General features: G+C 67.0%; 12 protein-coding genes. 2 read left to right on the top strand and 10 right to left on the bottom strand.

Going from position 1 to position 17171, the window contains the following annotated elements:
• Position 1 precedes the first annotated feature (1 nt).
• The 6 genes from ACFVIV_RS01240 to purF form a co-directional block, all read right to left on the bottom strand.
• Positions 2 to 1606 carry an ABC transporter substrate-binding protein gene (locus ACFVIV_RS01240; protein WP_379192613.1) on the bottom strand — a complete coding sequence of 535 codons (1605 nt, stop codon included), beginning with the start codon at positions 1604 to 1606 and terminating at the stop codon, positions 2 to 4.
• A 301-nt stretch (positions 1607 to 1907) separates the two neighbouring features.
• Positions 1908 to 3713: an ABC transporter ATP-binding protein gene (locus ACFVIV_RS01235; RefSeq protein ID WP_379192611.1), complete on the bottom strand. Its 1806-nt coding sequence runs from the start codon at positions 3711 to 3713 to the stop codon at positions 1908 to 1910.
• Positions 3706 to 4710, bottom strand: coding sequence for an ABC transporter permease (locus tag ACFVIV_RS01230; RefSeq protein WP_379192609.1), 1005 nt, complete (start codon positions 4708 to 4710; stop codon positions 3706 to 3708). The genes ACFVIV_RS01235 and ACFVIV_RS01230 overlap by 8 nt, the downstream gene beginning before the upstream one ends.
• A complete protein-coding gene (locus tag ACFVIV_RS01225; RefSeq protein ID WP_379193103.1) occupies positions 4710 to 5720 on the bottom strand; it encodes an ABC transporter permease in 1011 nt (336 codons plus the stop codon). The genes ACFVIV_RS01230 and ACFVIV_RS01225 overlap by 1 nt, the downstream gene beginning before the upstream one ends.
• 104 nt (positions 5721 to 5824) lie before the next feature.
• Positions 5825 to 7369, bottom strand: a complete 1545-nt coding sequence (locus ACFVIV_RS01220; protein WP_379192607.1) for an ABC transporter substrate-binding protein — start codon at positions 7367 to 7369, stop codon at positions 5825 to 5827.
• Between the two features lie 290 nt (positions 7370 to 7659).
• On the bottom strand, positions 7660 to 9225 hold the full coding sequence (gene purF, locus ACFVIV_RS01215) for an amidophosphoribosyltransferase (RefSeq protein WP_379192605.1): 1566 nt from the start codon (positions 9223 to 9225) through the stop codon (positions 7660 to 7662).
• 113 nt (positions 9226 to 9338) lie between these two features.
• Here purF and ACFVIV_RS01210 point away from each other — a divergent pair, with 113 nt between their 5' ends.
• On the top strand, positions 9339 to 10667 hold the full coding sequence (locus ACFVIV_RS01210; protein ID WP_379192603.1) for a YhgE/Pip domain-containing protein: 1329 nt from the start codon (positions 9339 to 9341) through the stop codon (positions 10665 to 10667).
• Here the strand turns inward: ACFVIV_RS01210 and ACFVIV_RS01205 are convergent.
• The 3 genes from ACFVIV_RS01205 to ACFVIV_RS01195 form a co-directional block, all read right to left on the bottom strand.
• Positions 10662 to 11045 carry a sterol carrier family protein gene (locus ACFVIV_RS01205; protein ID WP_379192601.1) on the bottom strand — a complete coding sequence of 128 codons (384 nt, stop codon included), beginning with the start codon at positions 11043 to 11045 and terminating at the stop codon, positions 10662 to 10664. The genes ACFVIV_RS01210 and ACFVIV_RS01205 overlap by 6 nt on opposite strands.
• Positions 11046 to 11625: 580 nt before the next feature.
• Complete coding sequence (locus ACFVIV_RS01200) at positions 11626 to 12330, bottom strand: type II CAAX prenyl endopeptidase Rce1 family protein (RefSeq protein WP_379192599.1); 705 nt, start codon at positions 12328 to 12330, stop codon at positions 11626 to 11628.
• A 1-nt stretch (position 12331) separates the two neighbouring features.
• Positions 12332 to 14104 (bottom strand): alpha/beta hydrolase, encoded by a 1773-nt coding sequence (locus ACFVIV_RS01195; RefSeq protein WP_379192597.1) that lies wholly within the window; start codon positions 14102 to 14104, stop codon positions 12332 to 12334.
• A 168-nt stretch (positions 14105 to 14272) separates the two neighbouring features.
• On the opposite strand from ACFVIV_RS01195, the gene ACFVIV_RS01190 reads away from it, so the two are divergent.
• Positions 14273 to 14560, top strand: coding sequence for a YiaA/YiaB family inner membrane protein (locus ACFVIV_RS01190; protein ID WP_379192595.1), 288 nt, complete (start codon positions 14273 to 14275; stop codon positions 14558 to 14560).
• A gap of 223 nt (positions 14561 to 14783) precedes the next feature.
• Here ACFVIV_RS01190 and purL read toward each other — a convergent pair whose 3' ends face one another.
• Positions 14784 to 17078 carry a phosphoribosylformylglycinamidine synthase subunit PurL gene (gene purL / locus ACFVIV_RS01185; protein ID WP_379192593.1) on the bottom strand — a complete coding sequence of 765 codons (2295 nt, stop codon included), beginning with the start codon at positions 17076 to 17078 and terminating at the stop codon, positions 14784 to 14786.
• Between the last annotated feature and the right edge of the window lie 93 nt (positions 17079 to 17171).

Genomic DNA, 17171 nt, shown 5'->3' with positions numbered 1-17171 from the left:
ATCACTTGCTCAACATGCCGTAGCGCAGCTTGGAGGCCATATCGAGGGTCTCGTCGACGCCCTGGACGTTCTTGCCCGCCACCGCGATCTGCTTACCGGTCAGCAGCGGCAGGATCGGGATGTGGTTCTGCGCCAGCTCGGTCTGCGCCTGGGCCAGCAGCGCCTTGCGCTTGGCCGGATCCGCCTCGGTCAGCTGCGCGGTGAGCAGCGAGGTGATCTTGGGATCCTCGAAGTGCGACTGCAGCATGTTGTTCGGGGCGAAGAACGGGGTCAGGTAGTTGTCGGCGTCCGGGAAGTCCGGGAACCAGCCGAACTGGAACACCGGGTAGGCGTCCCGGGCGCGTTCCTTCTGGTAGGTGACCCATTCGGTGGCCTGCAGGTTCACCTGGAACAGCCCGGTGCCCTCGAGCTGGCTCTTGATGGCAGCGTACTCCTCGGAGGAGGAGGTGCCGTAGTGGTCCGGGTTGTACTGCAGGTTCACCTGGACCGGCACGATCAGCCCGGCGTCGCGCAGGTACTTGGCGGCCGCGTCCTTGTTCGGCTTCTCGCCGTAGATCTCCTTGTAGGGCTCGGTGGCGCCCGGGAAGACCTGCGGCACCGACGAATACGCCGGGGTGTAGAGGTTCTTGTAGATGCCGGTGGCGAGCGCGGCGCGGTCGATGGAGGAGGCCAGCGCCTTGCGCACGGCCAGCTTCTGGGCCGGGTCGTTGCCGGGCATGGTGTTCAGGTTGAAGACCATGTAGCGCAGTTCGCCGCCCGGGCCCTCGTGCACGGCGAGCTTGTCGTTGCCGCGCAGGGAGTCGATGTCGGTGGGGGTCAGCGAGCGGTAGGCGACGTCGATGGCGCCGTTCTGCACGTCCAGCTTGAGGTTGTCGCTGGAGGCGTAGTACTTGACCGACACGATGTCGGACTTGGGCTTGTCCTGCAGGCCGTTGTAGCCCGGGTTGGCCTTGTACTCGACGAGCTTGTTCTTCTCGTAGCTGCCGATGGTGTACACGCCGGAGAACGGGTTGGCCTTGACGACGTCCTCGTCGGAGAGGGTCTTGTCGGCCGGGAAGCTCTTCTCGTCGACGATGTAGCCGGCATTGGCCGACAGTCCGCCCGAGGCGAAGGTCTGGTCGTTGGGGACCTTGAGGGTGAAGGCGACGGTGCGCTCGTCCACCACATCGGTCTTGTCCAGGTTGCCCAGCAGCGAGGCGGGGCCGTTGGGGTCGTTGATCTTCAACATGCGGTCGAAGGAGAACTTGACGCTGTTGGCGGTCAACGGGTTCCCGTTGGCGAACTTCAGGGCGGGGCGCAGCGTGCAGGTGAACACGGTGGGCGCGGTGAACTCGCACTTCTCGGCGGCGTCCGGCTGGGGGGTGCTGCCGCCGGCGGGGAAGTCGAGCAGGGTCTGGAAGACCTGGGCCTGAACCTGCTTGGAACCGTTGTCGTAGCTGGCGGCGGGGTCCAGGGCGAAGATCTTGTCGGTGGTGCCGAGGACGATGCCCGCGCCGGCGCCGGCGTCTCCGGTGCGGCCCGCGCCGCAGCCCGCCAGGGCGGCGACAGCGAGGGTGGCGATACCGGCCGCGGCGATCTTCGTGGTCCGGCTCGTCGTTGAACTCATGGATAACCCAACTCTCGAACAAGCGCCGGATGGGCGGCAGGGTTCACCTTCCGGCCCATCCGGCGACTAGCTATCTTTGCGCGAAGTTAACCAGATGAAGTGTTTCCTTTGTGTTTCAAACGATCATTTAGTCATAATTCTCAGCAATGCTTGCGTATGGGTGCAGTAATGCTCTAGATTCCGCCGATCGCCGTACAGCCTGCGCTTTTCAAGAGGCGAAGCCTATCCAATTGGTAGTAACCGCGTATTAACAAAGGCTGCGCCCGGTTTTCCGGGCGCAGCCTCGTGCCGAATCGCTAAATCAGGCCGATCGGTCTTGTGCAAACAGCGCCGCCGATTCCGCGCGCCGCCGCCGCTGTTCCACCGGATCCGGCACCGGCACCGCCGCCACCAACCGCCGCGTGTACTCCTGCGTCGGGTGCCGCAGGATCTCGTCGCGGGTGCCCTGCTCCACCACCGCGCCCCGGCACAGCACCGCGATGCGATCGGCGAGCTGATCCACCACGGCCAGGTCGTGACTGATGAACAGGCAGGCCCACCCGCATTCGCGTTGCAGCTGCGCGAAGAGCTCGAGCACCCTGGCCTGCACCGAGACGTCCAGGGCGCTGGTCGGCTCGTCGGCGATGAGCAGATCGGGATTGAGCACCAGCGCCCGCGCCAGGCTCACCCGCTGCCGCTGCCCGCCGGACAGTTCGTGCGGGTACCGCTTGGCGGTGTCAGCGGGCAACTGCACGTCGTCGAGCATGTGCTGGACCCGGTCGCGGACCGCCGTGCCATTGGCGGCGCGGTGCACGATCAGCGGTTCGGCCACGCAATCGCCCACGGTGAGACGCGGATTCAGCGAGGTCGCCGGATCCTGGAAGACGAAACCCAGCCGCTGCCGGATGGGCCGCAGCTTCTTCTCGCTCAGCCGCGCGATATCGGTGCCGAGCACCCGCACGGATCCGGCGCTCGCCCGCTGCAATCCGGCCGCACAGCGCCCGATGGTGGACTTCCCGGAGCCGGATTCGCCCACCAGGCCCAGGGTTTCGCCTCGGGCGATGGACAGCGTCACATCGTCCACCGCCCGGAAGGCCGCGCGGCCGAGCCCGCCCGGGAACTCCACCACCAGATCCGCGATGTCCAGCACCGGCGTACCCGCCGAGACGGCCAGTTCCGGTGCGGGGGTGGCGAGTTCGATGGGCGAGCTCTTCACGAGCACGGAGGCGACCGCCGCCGGTCCCCCGGAACCCGCCGGCTCGGCCGCGGCGCCGGACCCGTCCGCGGCGACCGCGTCCCGGATGCGCGAGGCGCCCAGGTGCGGGACGGCCGCGAGCAGCGCCTTGGTGTACTCGTGCTGCGGATCGGCGAAAAGCTGTTCCACGGGCGCGGTTTCGACCACCTTGCCCTCACGCATGACCACCACCCGATCGGCGAGGTCGGCGACCACGCCCATATTGTGGGTGATGAGCACGATGGCGCTGCCCAGCCGATCCTTGAGATCCCGCAGCAGTTCCAGGATTTCGGCCTGCACCGTGACATCCAGGGCGGTGGTCGGCTCGTCGGCGATGATCACCTTGGGCTCGCACGCAATGGCGATGGCGATCATGACGCGCTGCTTCTGCCCGCCCGAGAGCTGATGCGGGTAGTAGTCCACCCGCTGCTCGGGATCGGGCAGCCCGACCATGCGCAGCAGTTCGACGGCGCGCGCCCGGGCCGCCTTGCGATTCATATCGCTGTGCGCGCGCAGGGCTTCCATGATCTGGAAGCCGACGGTGTACAGCGCGTCCAGCGCGCTGCCGGGTTCCTGGAACACCATGGAGACCGCCCCGCCGCGCAGCGCGGTCAGCTCCTTCTCGGTCATGGCGGTGATCTTGTCGCTGCCCAGGGTGACGGTGCCGCGCACGCTCGCGGTGCTCGGCAGCAGGCCCATGGCGGTGCGCGAGCTCACCGACTTCCCGGAGCCGGATTCGCCGACCACGGCCAGCACCTCGCCCGGGAACACCTCATAGGACACCTTGCTGACCGCGTAGACGGGCCCGGCGTCGGTGGCGAAGGTGACCGACAGGGATTCGACAGACAGTGCGGGACGGGTTTTTTCGAGCGCCGTGCGAGTCTTGTCAGTCATCGCCGCCCTCCGCTCCCGCGCCGTCCTTGCCATTGCCGTCGTGCACGCTGCGACGCGAGCGCAGCAGCGGATTGAGCACCTCGTTGAGGCCCTCGCCGACCAGGGTCATGCCGAGCACCGCGGTCACGATGGCAATGCCCGGGAAGACGCCGGTCCACCAGATCCCGTTGCCCACATCGCCGAGCGCCTTGTTGAGGTCGTAACCCCATTCGGCGGCCTGGGTGGGCTCGATGCCGAAGCCGAGGAACCCGAGCCCGGCCAGCGTCAGGATCGCCTCCGCGCCATTGAGCGTGATGATCACCGGCAGCGACTGCGTGACATTGGCGAAGATGTGCCGCACCAGGATTCGCGCCGTGGACGCCCCGCTCACCCGGGCCGCGTCCACGTACGGTTCGTGTTTGATGGCGACCGTCGCATTGCGCACCACCCGGAAGTACTGCGGTACGAAGATCACCGTGATCGCCACGGCCGCGGAGAACACACCGCCGAAGGCGCTGGATTCACCGCCCGCCACCACGATCGACACCACGATCGCCAGCAGCAGCGACGGGAAGGCGTACATGGCGTCCATGACCAGCACCAGCACCTTGTCCAGGCGCCGGCCGATGTAGCCGGAGATCAGCCCCAGCGGCACGCCCACGAACAGCGACAGCACCAGCGACAGCCCGATCACCATGAGCGCGGTGCGCGCACCGAAGATCATCCGGGACAGCACGTCCTCGCTGCGCACCGAGGTGCCCAGCAGATGATCCCCGAACGGTTCGGCGTGCTGCGGGAACTCGACGCCGTCGACCCCCCGCTGCGCGAGCCCGTAGGGCGCCAGCAGCGGGGCGAAGACCGCGACGAACACGAACAGGCCGACGATGACGAGCCCGAAGACCAGCGTGGCCCGCTGCAGACCCGAGGTCATGGCGACAATGCGCAGGCCCGGTATGCCGCGCCGCTTCGAAACAGCGGGCAGCACAACGGGTTCGGTGACCACTTCCGGTGCGACCATCAGAACCTCACCCTCGGGTCGATCATGGCGACGATGACGTCGACCACGAAACTCATCACCGCGACCACCAGCGCGATGAACACGACGATGCCCTGCACCGCCATGAAGTCACGCTGGGTCAGGTACACGGCGAGCTGATTGCCCAGTCCCTTCCATTCGAAGGTGCGCTCGGTGAGCACCGCACCGCCCAGCATGGACGCGATGTACAGGCCCATCACGGTCACCACGGGAATGAGCGCATTGCGGAAGGCATGGCGCCCGATGACCACCCGGCGCGACAGCCCGCGCGCCCGGGCCGCGTCGACGTAATCGCTGCGCAGGGTCTGGATCAGGTTGATCCGCACCAGCCGCAGGAAGACGCCCGCCGCGAGCAGGCCCAGCGACACCGCGGGCAGCACGGCGTGTTTCAGGACGTCGATCAGATATTCGTTGTCGCCGTACAGGATCGCGTCGATGACCAGGATATTGGTCTTCGGCGAGACGTGCTGCAACGCCAATTCGACATTGGTGCTGGCCCGTCCGTTGGCGGGCAGCCAGCCCAGGTTCACCGCGAAGATGAGCTTGAGCAGCAGGCCGACGAAGAACACCGGCGCGGCATAGGCCAGCGTGCCGAACAGCCGCAGCCCCACATCGGCGGGCCGATCGCGGTGCGTGGCCGCGTACCGGCCCAGCGGGATGCCGATGGCGAAGGCCACCAGCAGCGCCCAGAACACCAATTCCAGGGTGGCCGCGCCGTAGGTGACGATGACGTCGCTGACCGGCCGCTTGTCCTGGGTGTAGCCGAAATCGCCGCGCACCAGATCGGTGATGTACTCCCAATACTGCACGTGCAGTGGACGATTCAGCCCGGCCGCCTCCTTGCGGGCCTCGATCTGATCGGCGGGGAGCCGGCCGCCCAGGGCGGCGCTGATCGGATCGCCGACCACGCGCATGAGCACGAAGACGGTGGTCACCAGAATCCAGGTGGTGACCGGGATGAGCGCCAGCCGCACCGCCAGGTAGCGCAGCAGCGCGCCGTAGCGGGAATCGGCGCCGGGAATCTTGATTCTGTTGAGGGGCAGTTTGATTCGAGACGAGCGGGCCGGGGCTTCCGGCCCGCTCTTCAGCGAGGCGGTCACTTGCTCAGGACGCCGTATCGGAACTTGAACGACGCGTCGAGGGTGCTGCCGACACCCTGGACCTCCGGCTTCGACACCGCGATGGACTTGCCGGACAGCAGCGGCAGCATCGAGATGTGATTGGCCGCCAGATCGCGCTGCACCTGCGCGAGCAGGGTGGCCCGCTTGGCCGTATCGGCCTCGACGGTCTCGGCGGTCAGCTGGGCGGTGATGGCCGGATCCTCGAAGTGGTTCTCCAGGAAGTTGTTCGGCGCGAAGAACGGGGTCAGGTAGTTGTCCGGATCCGGGAAGTCCGGGAACCAGCCCAGCTGGTACAGCGGGTAGGTGTCCTGCACCCGCTCGTCCTGGTAGGTCACCCATTCGGTGGACTGCAGGTTGACCTTGAACAGTCCGCTGGCCTCCAGCTGCGACTTGATGGCCGCGTACTCCTCGGAGCTGGAGCCGCCGTAGTGATCCGGGTTGTACTGCAGGTTCAGCGTGACGGGGGTGGTCACGCCGGCGTCGGCGAGGAACTTGGCGGCCGCGTCCTTGTTCGGCTTGGCGCCGTAGATCTCCTTGTAGGGCTCGGTCGCGCCGGTGACGCCCTGCGGGACAGAGGAATACGCGGGCTGATAGGTGCCCTTGTAGACGTTCTGGCTCAGCGCGTCGCGGTCGACGGTGGAGGCGATCGCCTTGCGCACGGCCAGTTTCTGGGCCGGATCGTTGCCGGGCATGGTGTTCAGGTTGAACACTATGTAGCGCAGCTCGCCGCCGGGCCCGTCGTGCACCTTCACATTGGAATCGTTGCGCAGCGCCGCGATATCGGTCGGCGAGAGCGAGCGGTAGGCGACGTCGATATCGCCGTTCTGGATGTCGAGCTTCATATTCTCCGGCGACTCATAGTATTTCGCGGAGACGGTCTCGGTCTTGGGTGCGCCGAGCAGGCCGTTGTAGTCCTTGTTGGCCTTGTACTCGACCAGCTTGTTCTTGTCGTAGCTGGTGATGTCGAACGGGCCGGAGAACGGATGGGCCTTCACCACGTCCTCGTCCGGGAGCACTCGGTCCTTGGGGAAGGACTTCTCGTCGACCAGCACCCCGGCCTGGGTGGGCAGCACCGACGGGAAGGTCTGGTCATTGGCGACCTTCAGGGTGAAGTTGACCGTCAGCTCGTCGACCACCTCGGTCTTGTCGAGGTTGTTCAGCAGCACCGCCGGGCCGTTGGGGTCGTTGATCCCGAGCATCCGGTCGAAGGAGAACTTGACGCTGTTGGCGGTCAACGGGTTTCCATTGACGAACTTCAGGCCCGACTTCAGCTTGCACTGGTACACGGTCGGCGTGGTGAACTCGCACTTCTCGGCCGCATCCGGCTTGGGCTTGGTGTCGCCCGGGCCGAAGTTCAGCAGATACTGGTAGACCTGGGTTTCCACGGCCAGTGAACCATTGTCGTAGGCGGCGGCGGGATCCAGCGCGAAGATCCGGTCGGTGGTGCCGATGACGAGTCCCGCACCTCCCCCGCCATCCCCCGTCCGCCCCGAACCACAGCCGGCTAGCGCCAGCGTCATCAATCCGACTACACCTACTGCTGCAACGCTTCTTGCTCGCATGCCTGTCCTGCTCTCGAAACGTGGTGCGGGAGTCCGGATCACGGACAGCCGAGCACCACGATGGACTTCGTCTGGCTGGGCACAGTATCGGCGCGTCGTTGCTTATATGTTGCGTTTACGAACAAACTGACAGATTTTTTGTCATGGACGCGACAGGGCCGATGGCGCAAGTGCGACAACAATTTTCTTCCGGAAACACCGGCGCCCGCCCACGGTTTTCCATGGACGGGCGCTTGTGACAAGCGATTTTACGGACGGCTCAGGGCGTCCACATTGGCGTTGTCGGCCAGCAGCTCCGATTCGCTCGTTCCGCTGAGCATGCCCTCGAGCAGGTTCTTGCCGATGGCCGCCTCGGTCGGCAGGGCGATCGGGTACTCGCCGTCGAAGCAGGCGCAGCACAGCCGCGAGCGCGGCTGCTCGGTGGCAGCGATCATGCCCTCGAGGGAGATGTAGCCGAGGCTGTCGGCGCCGATGGAACGCCGCACGCCCTCGACCATCTCGTCCAGGCTGGTGCCCTCGATGCCGTCGGGGCCCGCGCCATTGGCGATCAACTCCGCGCGCGAGGCGAAGTCGATGCCATAGAAGCAAGGCCACTTGACCGGCGGGGAGGCGATCCGCACGTGGATCTCCAGCGCGCCCGCCTCGCGCAGCATCCGGATCAGGGCGCGCTGGGTATTGCCGCGCACGATGGAGTCGTCCACCACGATGAGCCGCTTGCCGCGAATGACCTCGCGCAGCGGATTCAGCTTGAGCCGGATGCCGAGCTGGCGAATGGTCTGGCTGGGCTGGATGAAGGTGCGGCCCACATAGGCGTTCTTCATCAGACCCTGGCCGTAGGGCACACCCGAGCCCTGCGCGTAGCCGACCGCGGCGGGCGTGCCGGATTCCGGCACGGGGATGACGAGATCGGCGTCGATGGGATGTTCGGCGGCCAGTCTCTTGCCGATGTCCACGCGCGTGGAGTGCACGGAGCGACCGGAGATGGTGGAGTCCGGCCGGGCCAGATACACGTACTCGAAGACGCAGCCCTTGGGCGTCGGATTGGCGAAGCGCGAGGAGCGCACCCCGTCCGCGTCGATCGCCAGCAGTTCGCCGGGCTCGATCTCGCGCACGAAGGAGGCGCCCACGATATCGAGTGCCGCGGTTTCGCTGGCGACCACCCAGCCACGATCCAGCCGGCCCAGGCACAGCGGGCGCACCCCGTGCGGATCCCGTGCGGCATACAGCGTGTGCTCGTCCATGAAGGTCAGGCAGAAGGCGCCGCGCAGCGTCGGCAGCAGTTCCATGGCGGCCTGCTCGATGCTCTTGTCGGCGGCCGCGTGCGCCAGCAGCGCGGTCATCACATCGGAGTCGGAGGTGGCGGCCATGTTCCCGGCCAGCCGCCCGCTGATCAGGCCGAGTTCCCGTGCGCGCGCGCTCAGTTCGGCGGTGTTGACCAGATTTCCGTTGTGCCCCAGGGCCAGTCCGGTGCCGACCGCGGTGGTGCGGAAGATCGGCTGGGCGTTCTCCCAGGTGGTGGAGCCGGTGGTGGAGTAGCGGCAATGGCCCACGGCCACATGGCCGGGCATGGCGGCCAGGGTCTGCTCGTCGAAGACCTGGCTCACCAGGCCGAGATCCTTGAAGACCAGGACCTGCGAGCCGTCGGCGACGGCGATGCCGGCCGCCTCCTGCCCGCGATGCTGTAGTGCGTAGAGGCCGTAGTACGTGAGCTTGGCCACATCCTCACCCGGCGCCCAGACTCCGAAGACGCCGCACTCTTCGCGCGGTTCGTTCTCGACCTGATCGGGGGTGGTGGCGGCGGGGGGCAGGGTCACCGTTTGCTCCCTGTTAGGCGGGCGGGGGGCACCGGTCATTCTACGGGTAATCCGAGCGCAACCCACCGCTGGGTTGACCCCGGTGGCGGGAGGTTTGCTGTTAGCTTTCGAGAGTGACGGACACCGAGACCGCGGACGGCGCCGAACGCCGCCATCTGACCCCGATCAAGTGGGCCTTCCCGATTGTCGTCGTCACGCTGCTGGCCTCGCTGCTCGGCGTGATGTACCTCGACTACGTCGTCGATCCGGAGAAGAACCTGCACAATTTCCCGATTGCGCTGGTCAATCAGGATGTCGGCGACGATATCGGCGCGCCGGGGCAGACCAGGCACGTCAATTTCGGCGATCAGGTGCAGGAGGGGCTCGAGAAGGCGGTTCCGGCGGACAAAATCGATCTGCGGGTGCTCGGTATCAACGAGGCGCAGCTGCAGATGCAGCAGGCACAGGTCTACGGGACCATCATTATTCCGAGCGACTTCTCCAAGCGGCTCGGGATTCTCGGGGTGGGCAGCGTGATTCCGGGGGATATTCAACAGCCCGTGCTTACGCTGCAGACCAATCCGCGTACCGGCGCGTTCGCCACGGCCATCGTGCAGAAGTTCGGGGCGGAGGCGCTGTCGCAGGTGCAGACGCAGGTCGGGCAGCAGCTCACCGAGACGGTGAAGGCGCAGCTGACGCCGCCGGACGGCGGGGCCGCGCCCGAGCTGACCGGGGCCACACGGATCGCGCTGGAGAAGCCGCTCAATATTGTGATCGAGCAATTCCGGCCGCTGCCGGGGGGTTCCGGGGAGGGGTTGACGGCGTTCTTTTACAGCTTGCTGTTGCTGCTGATCGGCATGGTCGGGGCGATGATCATTCATCAGCTGATCGATTCTGCGCTGGGATTTCTGCCGACCGAGTGGGGGCCCTGGTATTTGCATTTCCCGCGGGCGCCGGTTTCGCGGGTGACGACGCTGCTGATTAAATGGTCGGCGATCGCGGTGATGGCGTGCCTGGTGTCGGGGGCGCTGATGGGGATCGGCAAGTGGCTCGGGATGCCGATCGACAAGCCGTTGTTGCTGTTCCTCTACGGCGCGTTCGTGATCATCGCGGTCGGGTTCACCTGCTCGTCGATCCTGGCCGCGGTGGGCACCGCGGGGCTGATCATCAATCTGATCATCTTCATCATTCTGGGCCTGCCTTCCTCCGGGGGCACGGTGCCGATTGAGGCGACGCCGAAGTACTTCGGGTGGCTGGCCAAGTTCGAGCCTATGCATCAGGTGTTTCTGGGGACTCGCGCGATTCTCTATTTCAACGGCAGCGGTATTGCGGGGCTGAGCCGCGGCTTCTGGATGGCGGCGCTGGGACTGGGCATCGGCGTTGTGTTCGGGCTCGGGATCACGCGCTTCTATGACCGGAAGGGCTTGGAGCGCAAGCCTGTCAACGCCAATCCGGCGTCATAGCTGTGCCACGGGCAGCCAGCGCGCCACCTCGGCTGCGCGGCTGCCCGAGGCGGTCAGTGCGGCGGACTCCAGGGCGGCTTCGAAGGTCAGGAGGCCGGTGGCCAGCAATAGCCAGGTGCGCGGATCGGTCTCGACGACGTTTGGCGGGGTGCCGCGGGTGTGGCGTGGGCCCTCGATGCATTGCACGGCCACGAATGGGGGGACCCGTACTTCTACGGATGAACCCGGTGCGTCTGCGGCGAGTGTGCGTGCTGTGGTGCGGACAGCGGCGGCTAGTTCTGGGCGGGCGGGTGGGGCGGCTGTCTCGTCACGCAGCCAGTTGCTCACCGCTGCCAGGGCTGCTTTCAACTGCTCTGGATTCACTGCTCCTCGTGCCACAGCGTGAGGTTACCGGGGTCGGCCGACGCGTTGCGCTCGGCTGTCGAGAGGGAAGACGGGTTGGTCTGCACTAGAAACGCTCGTGGCTGTGTTTAATTTGCCTCCGCTTCGCTCCGGCGGGGTTCGGGGCCTGACGGTCTCGATTTTTCCCTCCCTCCGCGCACGCCGGAGCTCCTCCGCTTCGCTCCCCCGCTCCGACGCACGCTCCACTCAGTCCAAAATCGAGACGGCCCCGAACCCACACAGTTGATGCACCAACTGTCATCCCTGCCGTTAATTGACAGTTCGCCTGCGGCGGACCAACACACAGGCACACGGGCTGGTGACCAGACGGGCTGGTGCCCGGACCGGCCGACAATCGGACCGGCTGGCGACCGGACCAGCTCGTGACCGGACGGGCTGGGGTATCGGGACGGCCCCGAACCCACACAGCGAGTGCACCAACTGTCATCCCTGCCGTTCATTGACAGTTCGCCTACGGCGGACGGGATCGGATAGAGCAACCCGGTCACGGCGTTTGGGGGTTCGCCTTCGGCGGACTGACTCGGATTGGGGCGGGCGGGGTTGTGATTTTTCGGTTTCAGGGTGTTGAGCTGTTGGGGCGTAGGGCTGCTCGGCGCTGGCGGCGGAGTTCGGCGAGGCGTTCGGCTTTGCGGGTGATTCGCTTTTCGTGGCGGCGGGCTGATCGGGGGGTCAGTGCGCCGCCGCCGTTCACGGCGAAATGGAGCAGGGCGGGGGCCGTGACGCTGCCGGTGCGGTTCTGCAGACCGTCCAGCAGGAAGCCGCCGAGACCGGTGAGGAGCACTGTGCCGGGTACGGGATCGCCTGCTGCGCGGGCCGGTTGGATGTGGGACAGGCCGAAGATTGCTGCGCCGAGCCATCTTCCGGGGCGTCCGTGCGCCTCTGTGAGGAGGGGGGTGAGGGTGGCGCGGTAGACCAATTCCTCGGTGTAGACGGTGCCGACGGGGATGTGCACCGCCACCCATTCGGCCGTCGGAACCTCCGGTCCGCGATCGGCCAGTCCGGCCAGGTGGCGGCGGGTGGACGGAATGAGCAGGGCCACACCGTAACCGGCGGCGACGACCGCTGCCGTCGCCAGGCCGACCCGCAGGCTGCGCGCCGAGCGCCAGTTCGGATCGCCGTGGAAGGTGAGGGCATAGGCGGTGCCGAAGACGGCGTTGGCGGCGGTGCGGCCGCGGACGCGCAGGCGCATGGCGGGGAGGAGATAGTTGTTCCATGCCAGCGGGAGGGCCATGGCCGCAAGGGTTTCCAGGCGGGGGCGCACGTTATTTGACCGTTCGCTCGTAGTCTTCGGCCAGTTCGATCTGGGTGCGGATCTTCTCCTGCAGTTCCGGATTCCAGTCGGGGGGTTCGGCGATGGCGCTCCAGCCGTCGAGCACCAGGGAGCCGTAGCGGTGGCCGTGGCCGTCGCTGACGCCCTGGGCATTGGTGAGGTCGGCCGCCACCTGCCAGAAGGTGACCACCGGCCACCAGCGCATCTGTGAGGACACGTCCGCGCCGCGCGGCTCGGAGAGCCAATCCGGCTGGGAGAACAGCAGATCCGAGGACCACCAGACAATGGGGTCGGAGGGGTGCATGAGGTAGGCGATGCGGGGGCGGCGCCAATCCGGGGATGGCTTGGCGAGATCCGTTGCCTGGGCGGCGAAACGGACCACGAGGCCGTCGGCGTAGATGGGATCCACTTCGCGGGTGCCGGGGTCGCGGCGGGAGACGAATTGTTCCCACAGGACATTGGAATTGGGCGGGCCCACCCACAGCGCGCCGTCCACCTTCGAGCGCAGGTCGGCCAGACCGGAGAAGGCGGATTCCGAACCCTGTGAGCCCAGGCTCTCGCCGTACACCAGCAGTTTCGGCCGGGCTTCGGGCGGGCGGGCCGACCAGTGCGCGTAGACGGCGTCGAACATCTTCTTGCCGGCGACGGCCACCTTCTGGCGGTCCGCCAGGAAGGACAGCACGCTCGGCAGGTACGAGTACTGCGAGGCGAGGATGGCGGTGTCGCCGCCGTACATGTATTCCAGTGCGGCGGCGCTCATGGAATTGACCCAGCCGGTGCCGGTGGTGGTGACAATGGCGAGAACCTTCCGGTCGAAGGCCCCCGTCCGTTCCAGTTCGGCGACCGCGAGATCTTCCTGGGTGGTGTTCGCACCCGCTGATTCGAGACCGACATACACCCGGATGGGTTCGCGGGCGGGCTTGCCGGTGACCGCGCCGATGAGCAGCGGATCCGGACCGTGCGAGACGAACCAGCGGCCCTCCGAGCCGAGGGTCTCCCATTTCGCCAGCGACTGCGGGCTGCCGGAGCGTTCCGGCTCCGTCGGCTGCACCGCGTAGTCGGTCATCTGGTCATTGCGGACGCTGAAGGCGGAGTTGGCCACCGACCAGAAGGCGGTGGTGGCGACGCCGTTGAACAGCGTGACCAGCAGCACCGTGAGCAGCAGCGCCCCGGTGGCCGGCGCCAGCGCGGGCGGCACCCGCACCCAGCGGCTGAGCTGGCGGGCAATGAAGCGCACCAGTTCCCGCAGCGTCCGGTACACCGCCACCACCAGCGCGCCCACCACGAAGCTGAGCCCGCCGGTGCGCAGGTAGGCGGCCCGGGAACTGGTCTCGTCCATGCCCATGAGGTGGTAGATCTCGCGCTGCCAGTCGGCGGAGAGCACCAGCATGTAGGCGGCGGCCAACGCGCAGGTGAGCACCACGGCCACCTTCACGCTGTAGCGCACCCACTCCGGCGGGGTGCCGATCTTCAGCCGGGGGCGAATCCATTTGCGGAACAACCATTCCAGCACGCAGCCGACGCCGTAGCCGAGGGCGGCGTTCACGCCGCTGATCAGGCCCTGGAACAGCCAGTCGCGCGGCAGCAGCGAGGGCGTGACCGACCAGGCGAAGAACACCGTGGCCACCACCAGGCCCACGTGGTTGAGGTCGATGATCTCCTCGACGCGGCGTGCGACCCGCGCGATCCGCTGCCCCCAGCCGTGCCGGAACACCGCGGCGCCGCGAGCGCGCAGCCGCGTGAGGGCGTCAGCGGTGTCGAGCACCCGTCAAGTATGGCCGTCCACCGCTGGAATCCGGGGATCCCGGCCTGTGACAACCCGCATGCTCACCGCTGCGCCGGTATCGCCGCCCCGGTCGCACGGCATCTACCCACCGCACTCGAGTAGTTGTACGGGACCCTCCGGCGACCCGGCTCGCCAGACTCGGAAACCATGAGCACGCCCAGCGCACAGACCAAGAGCACCACGGCTTTTCTGGCCCAGGCCATGATCGCGTTCGGAATCAGCTTCTCCGCCATCGTCATCGGCATCGTCAACCTCCCCCTGGATTTCTGGCAGCGCGGATTCCTGCTGATGTCCACCCTTTTCCTGGTGAGCAGCTGCTTCACCCTCGCCAAGGTCATCCGCGACCAGCACGAATCCTCGAAGGTCCACAGCCGCATAGACGAAGCCCGCCTGGAAAAGCTGATGGCCGAACACGATCCGTTCAAAGTTCCCTGAAAACGCCTCACCCCGCCGAGTCCGGTGATCACGAGGGGTCCGGACCCGGCGGGGTGAGTCATGCGTGCAGGTTCGAGGGTCTCGAGGGGGCACCGACCCTCATCGGGTTCAGGGCTTGTCCTCGAGCACCCCACCTCCATCGGGGGTTACAGGGGCTTGCCCCTGAGCACCCCATCTCCATCCGGGGTTTCAGGGGCTTGCCCCTGAGAGTTACGAGAGTTGGTCAGTGCTCGAAGGCCCCGAACAGGGCGGGCAGCGTCGCTTCGAAGGTGGAGCGCAGTTCGTTCAGGGTCACCGAGAACTGGCCCTGGACCTCCACGGAGTCCGAACCCTGGTCGACCACGCCGATGCGCACCCACGGCAGTTCGCGGGCATCGCACATCTTGGTGAAGCGGGTCTCCTCCGACCGCGGGACCGCGACCAGCACGCGCCCGGCGGATTCGGAGAACAGCGTCACGAACGGGTCGGCGCCCTCGGGAACGATAATGCGGCACGCGGTTTCACCGGCGAGCGCGGCCTCGACCACGGCCTGCGCGAGGCCGCCCTCGGACAGGTCGTGCGCGGCGGAGATCATGCCGTCGCGGGATCCGGCGGTGAGGATCTCGGCGAGCAGCTGCTCCCGGGCCAGGTCCACCTTGGGCGGCACGCCACCCAGGTGATCGTGCTCGACCTGCGCCCAGATGGAGCCGTCGAACTCGTCGCGGGTCTCGCCCAGCAGGATGAGCGTCTCGCCGGGCTCGGTGCCCAGCCCGGTCGGGATGCGCCGGTGCACATCGTCGATCACGCCCAGCACGCCCACCACGGGAGTCGGCAGAATGGCGGTCTGCCCGGTCTGGTTGTAGAAGGACACATTGCCGCCGGTGACCGGAATGCCCAGGGCCGCACAGCCGTCCGCGAGGCCGCGCACGGCCTGCTGGAACTGCCACATGACGCCCGGATCCTCCGGCGAGCCGAAGTTCAGGCAGTTGGTGACGGCCTTCGGGGTGGCGCCGGTGGTGGCCACATTGCGGAAGGCCTCGGCCAGCGCCAGCTGCGCGCCGGTGTAGGGATCCAGCTTGGTGTAGCGGCCGGAGGCGTCGGTGGCCAGCGCGATGCCGCGGCCGGACTCCTCGTCGATGCGGATGACGCCGGCGTCGGCGTGCTCGGCGAGCACGGTATTGCCGCGCACGTAGCGGTCGTACTGCTCGGTGATCCACTTGCGCGAGCACAGCTGCGGGCTGGCGATCATCTTCAGCAGCGTGGCGCGCAGCTCGTCACCGGTCTTGGGCCGGTTCAGCCCGGCGGCGGTGTCGGCATTGAGCGCATCCTGGTCGGCCGGGCGCTGCACGGGCCGCTCGTACACCGGGCCGTGGTGGGCGACGGTGCGCGGCGGCACATCCACGACGGTCTCGCCGTGCCAGGTGATCTGCAGGTGCTCGCCGTCGGTGACCTCGCCGATGACGGTGGCGGTGACATCCCACTTCTTGCAGATCTCCATGAAGCGATCCACATTCGCGGGCGCGACGACCGCGCACATGCGTTCCTGGGATTCACTCGAAAGAATCTCGGCCGGAGTCATATTGGCCGCGCGCAGCGGCACCCGGTCCAGCTCGATGTGCATACCGCCGTCGCCGGCGGCCGCCAGTTCGGAGGTGGCGCAGGACAGCCCGGCGCCGCCGAGGTCCTGGATGCCGACGACCACACCGGAGTGGTACAGCTCCAGGCAGCACTCGATGAGCACCTTCTCGGTGAACGGATCGCCCACCTGCACGCTCGGCAGCTTCTTACGGCCCGAACCGGATTCGTCGCCGGAGAAGGTGTCCGAGGCCAGCACGGACACGCCGCCGATGCCGTCCAGGCCGGTGCGCGCGCCGAACAGGATGACCTTGTTGCCCTTGCCGGAGGCGAAGGCCAGCTTCAGGTCCTCGACCCGCATGACGCCCGCGCACAGCGCGTTGACGAGCGGATTGCCCTGGTAGGAGGCGTCGAAGACGGTCTCGCCGCCCACATTCGGCAGGCCGAGGGAGTTGCCGTAGCCGCCGATGCCGCGCACCACGCCGTCCACCACGCGCCGGGTGTCCGGGTGGTCGGCGGCGCCGAAGCGCAGCTGGTCCATGACCGCGATGGGCCGCGCGCCCATGGCCATGATGTCGCGGACGATGCCGCCGACGCCGGTGGCCGCGCCCTGGTACGGCTCCACATAGGAGGGATGGTTGTGCGATTCCACCTTGAAGGTGACCGCCCAGCCGTCGCCGATGTCCACCACGCCCGCGTTCTCGCCGATGCCGGCGAGCATGGACGAGCGCATTTCCTCGGTGGTGGTCTCCCCGAAGTAGCGCAGGTGCACCTTCGAGGACTTGTACGAGCAGTGCTCGGACCACATCACCGAGTACATCGCCAGCTCGGCATCCGTGGGCCGGCGGCCCAGAATCTCCTTGATGCGGGCGTATTCGTCGTCCTTGAGGCCGAGTTCCTTATAGGGCTGCGGGCTGTCCGGGTTGGCCGCGGCGTTGCTGACGGTATCGACGTGGCTGGTCACGGGAATACCAGAGTCCTTTCGGCCGGGCAGGCGGAACCGAGTGCCGGCGTTGCTAGGAAGTCGGCGAGATACAGCGGTGAGTCTAATTGCCGC

The sequence above is a fragment of the Nocardia sp. NPDC127526 genome, from assembly GCF_042672265.1.
Taxonomy (GTDB): Bacteria; Actinomycetota; Actinomycetes; order Mycobacteriales; family Mycobacteriaceae; genus Nocardia.
This window is presented reverse-complemented; position numbering and strand designations above follow the sequence as displayed.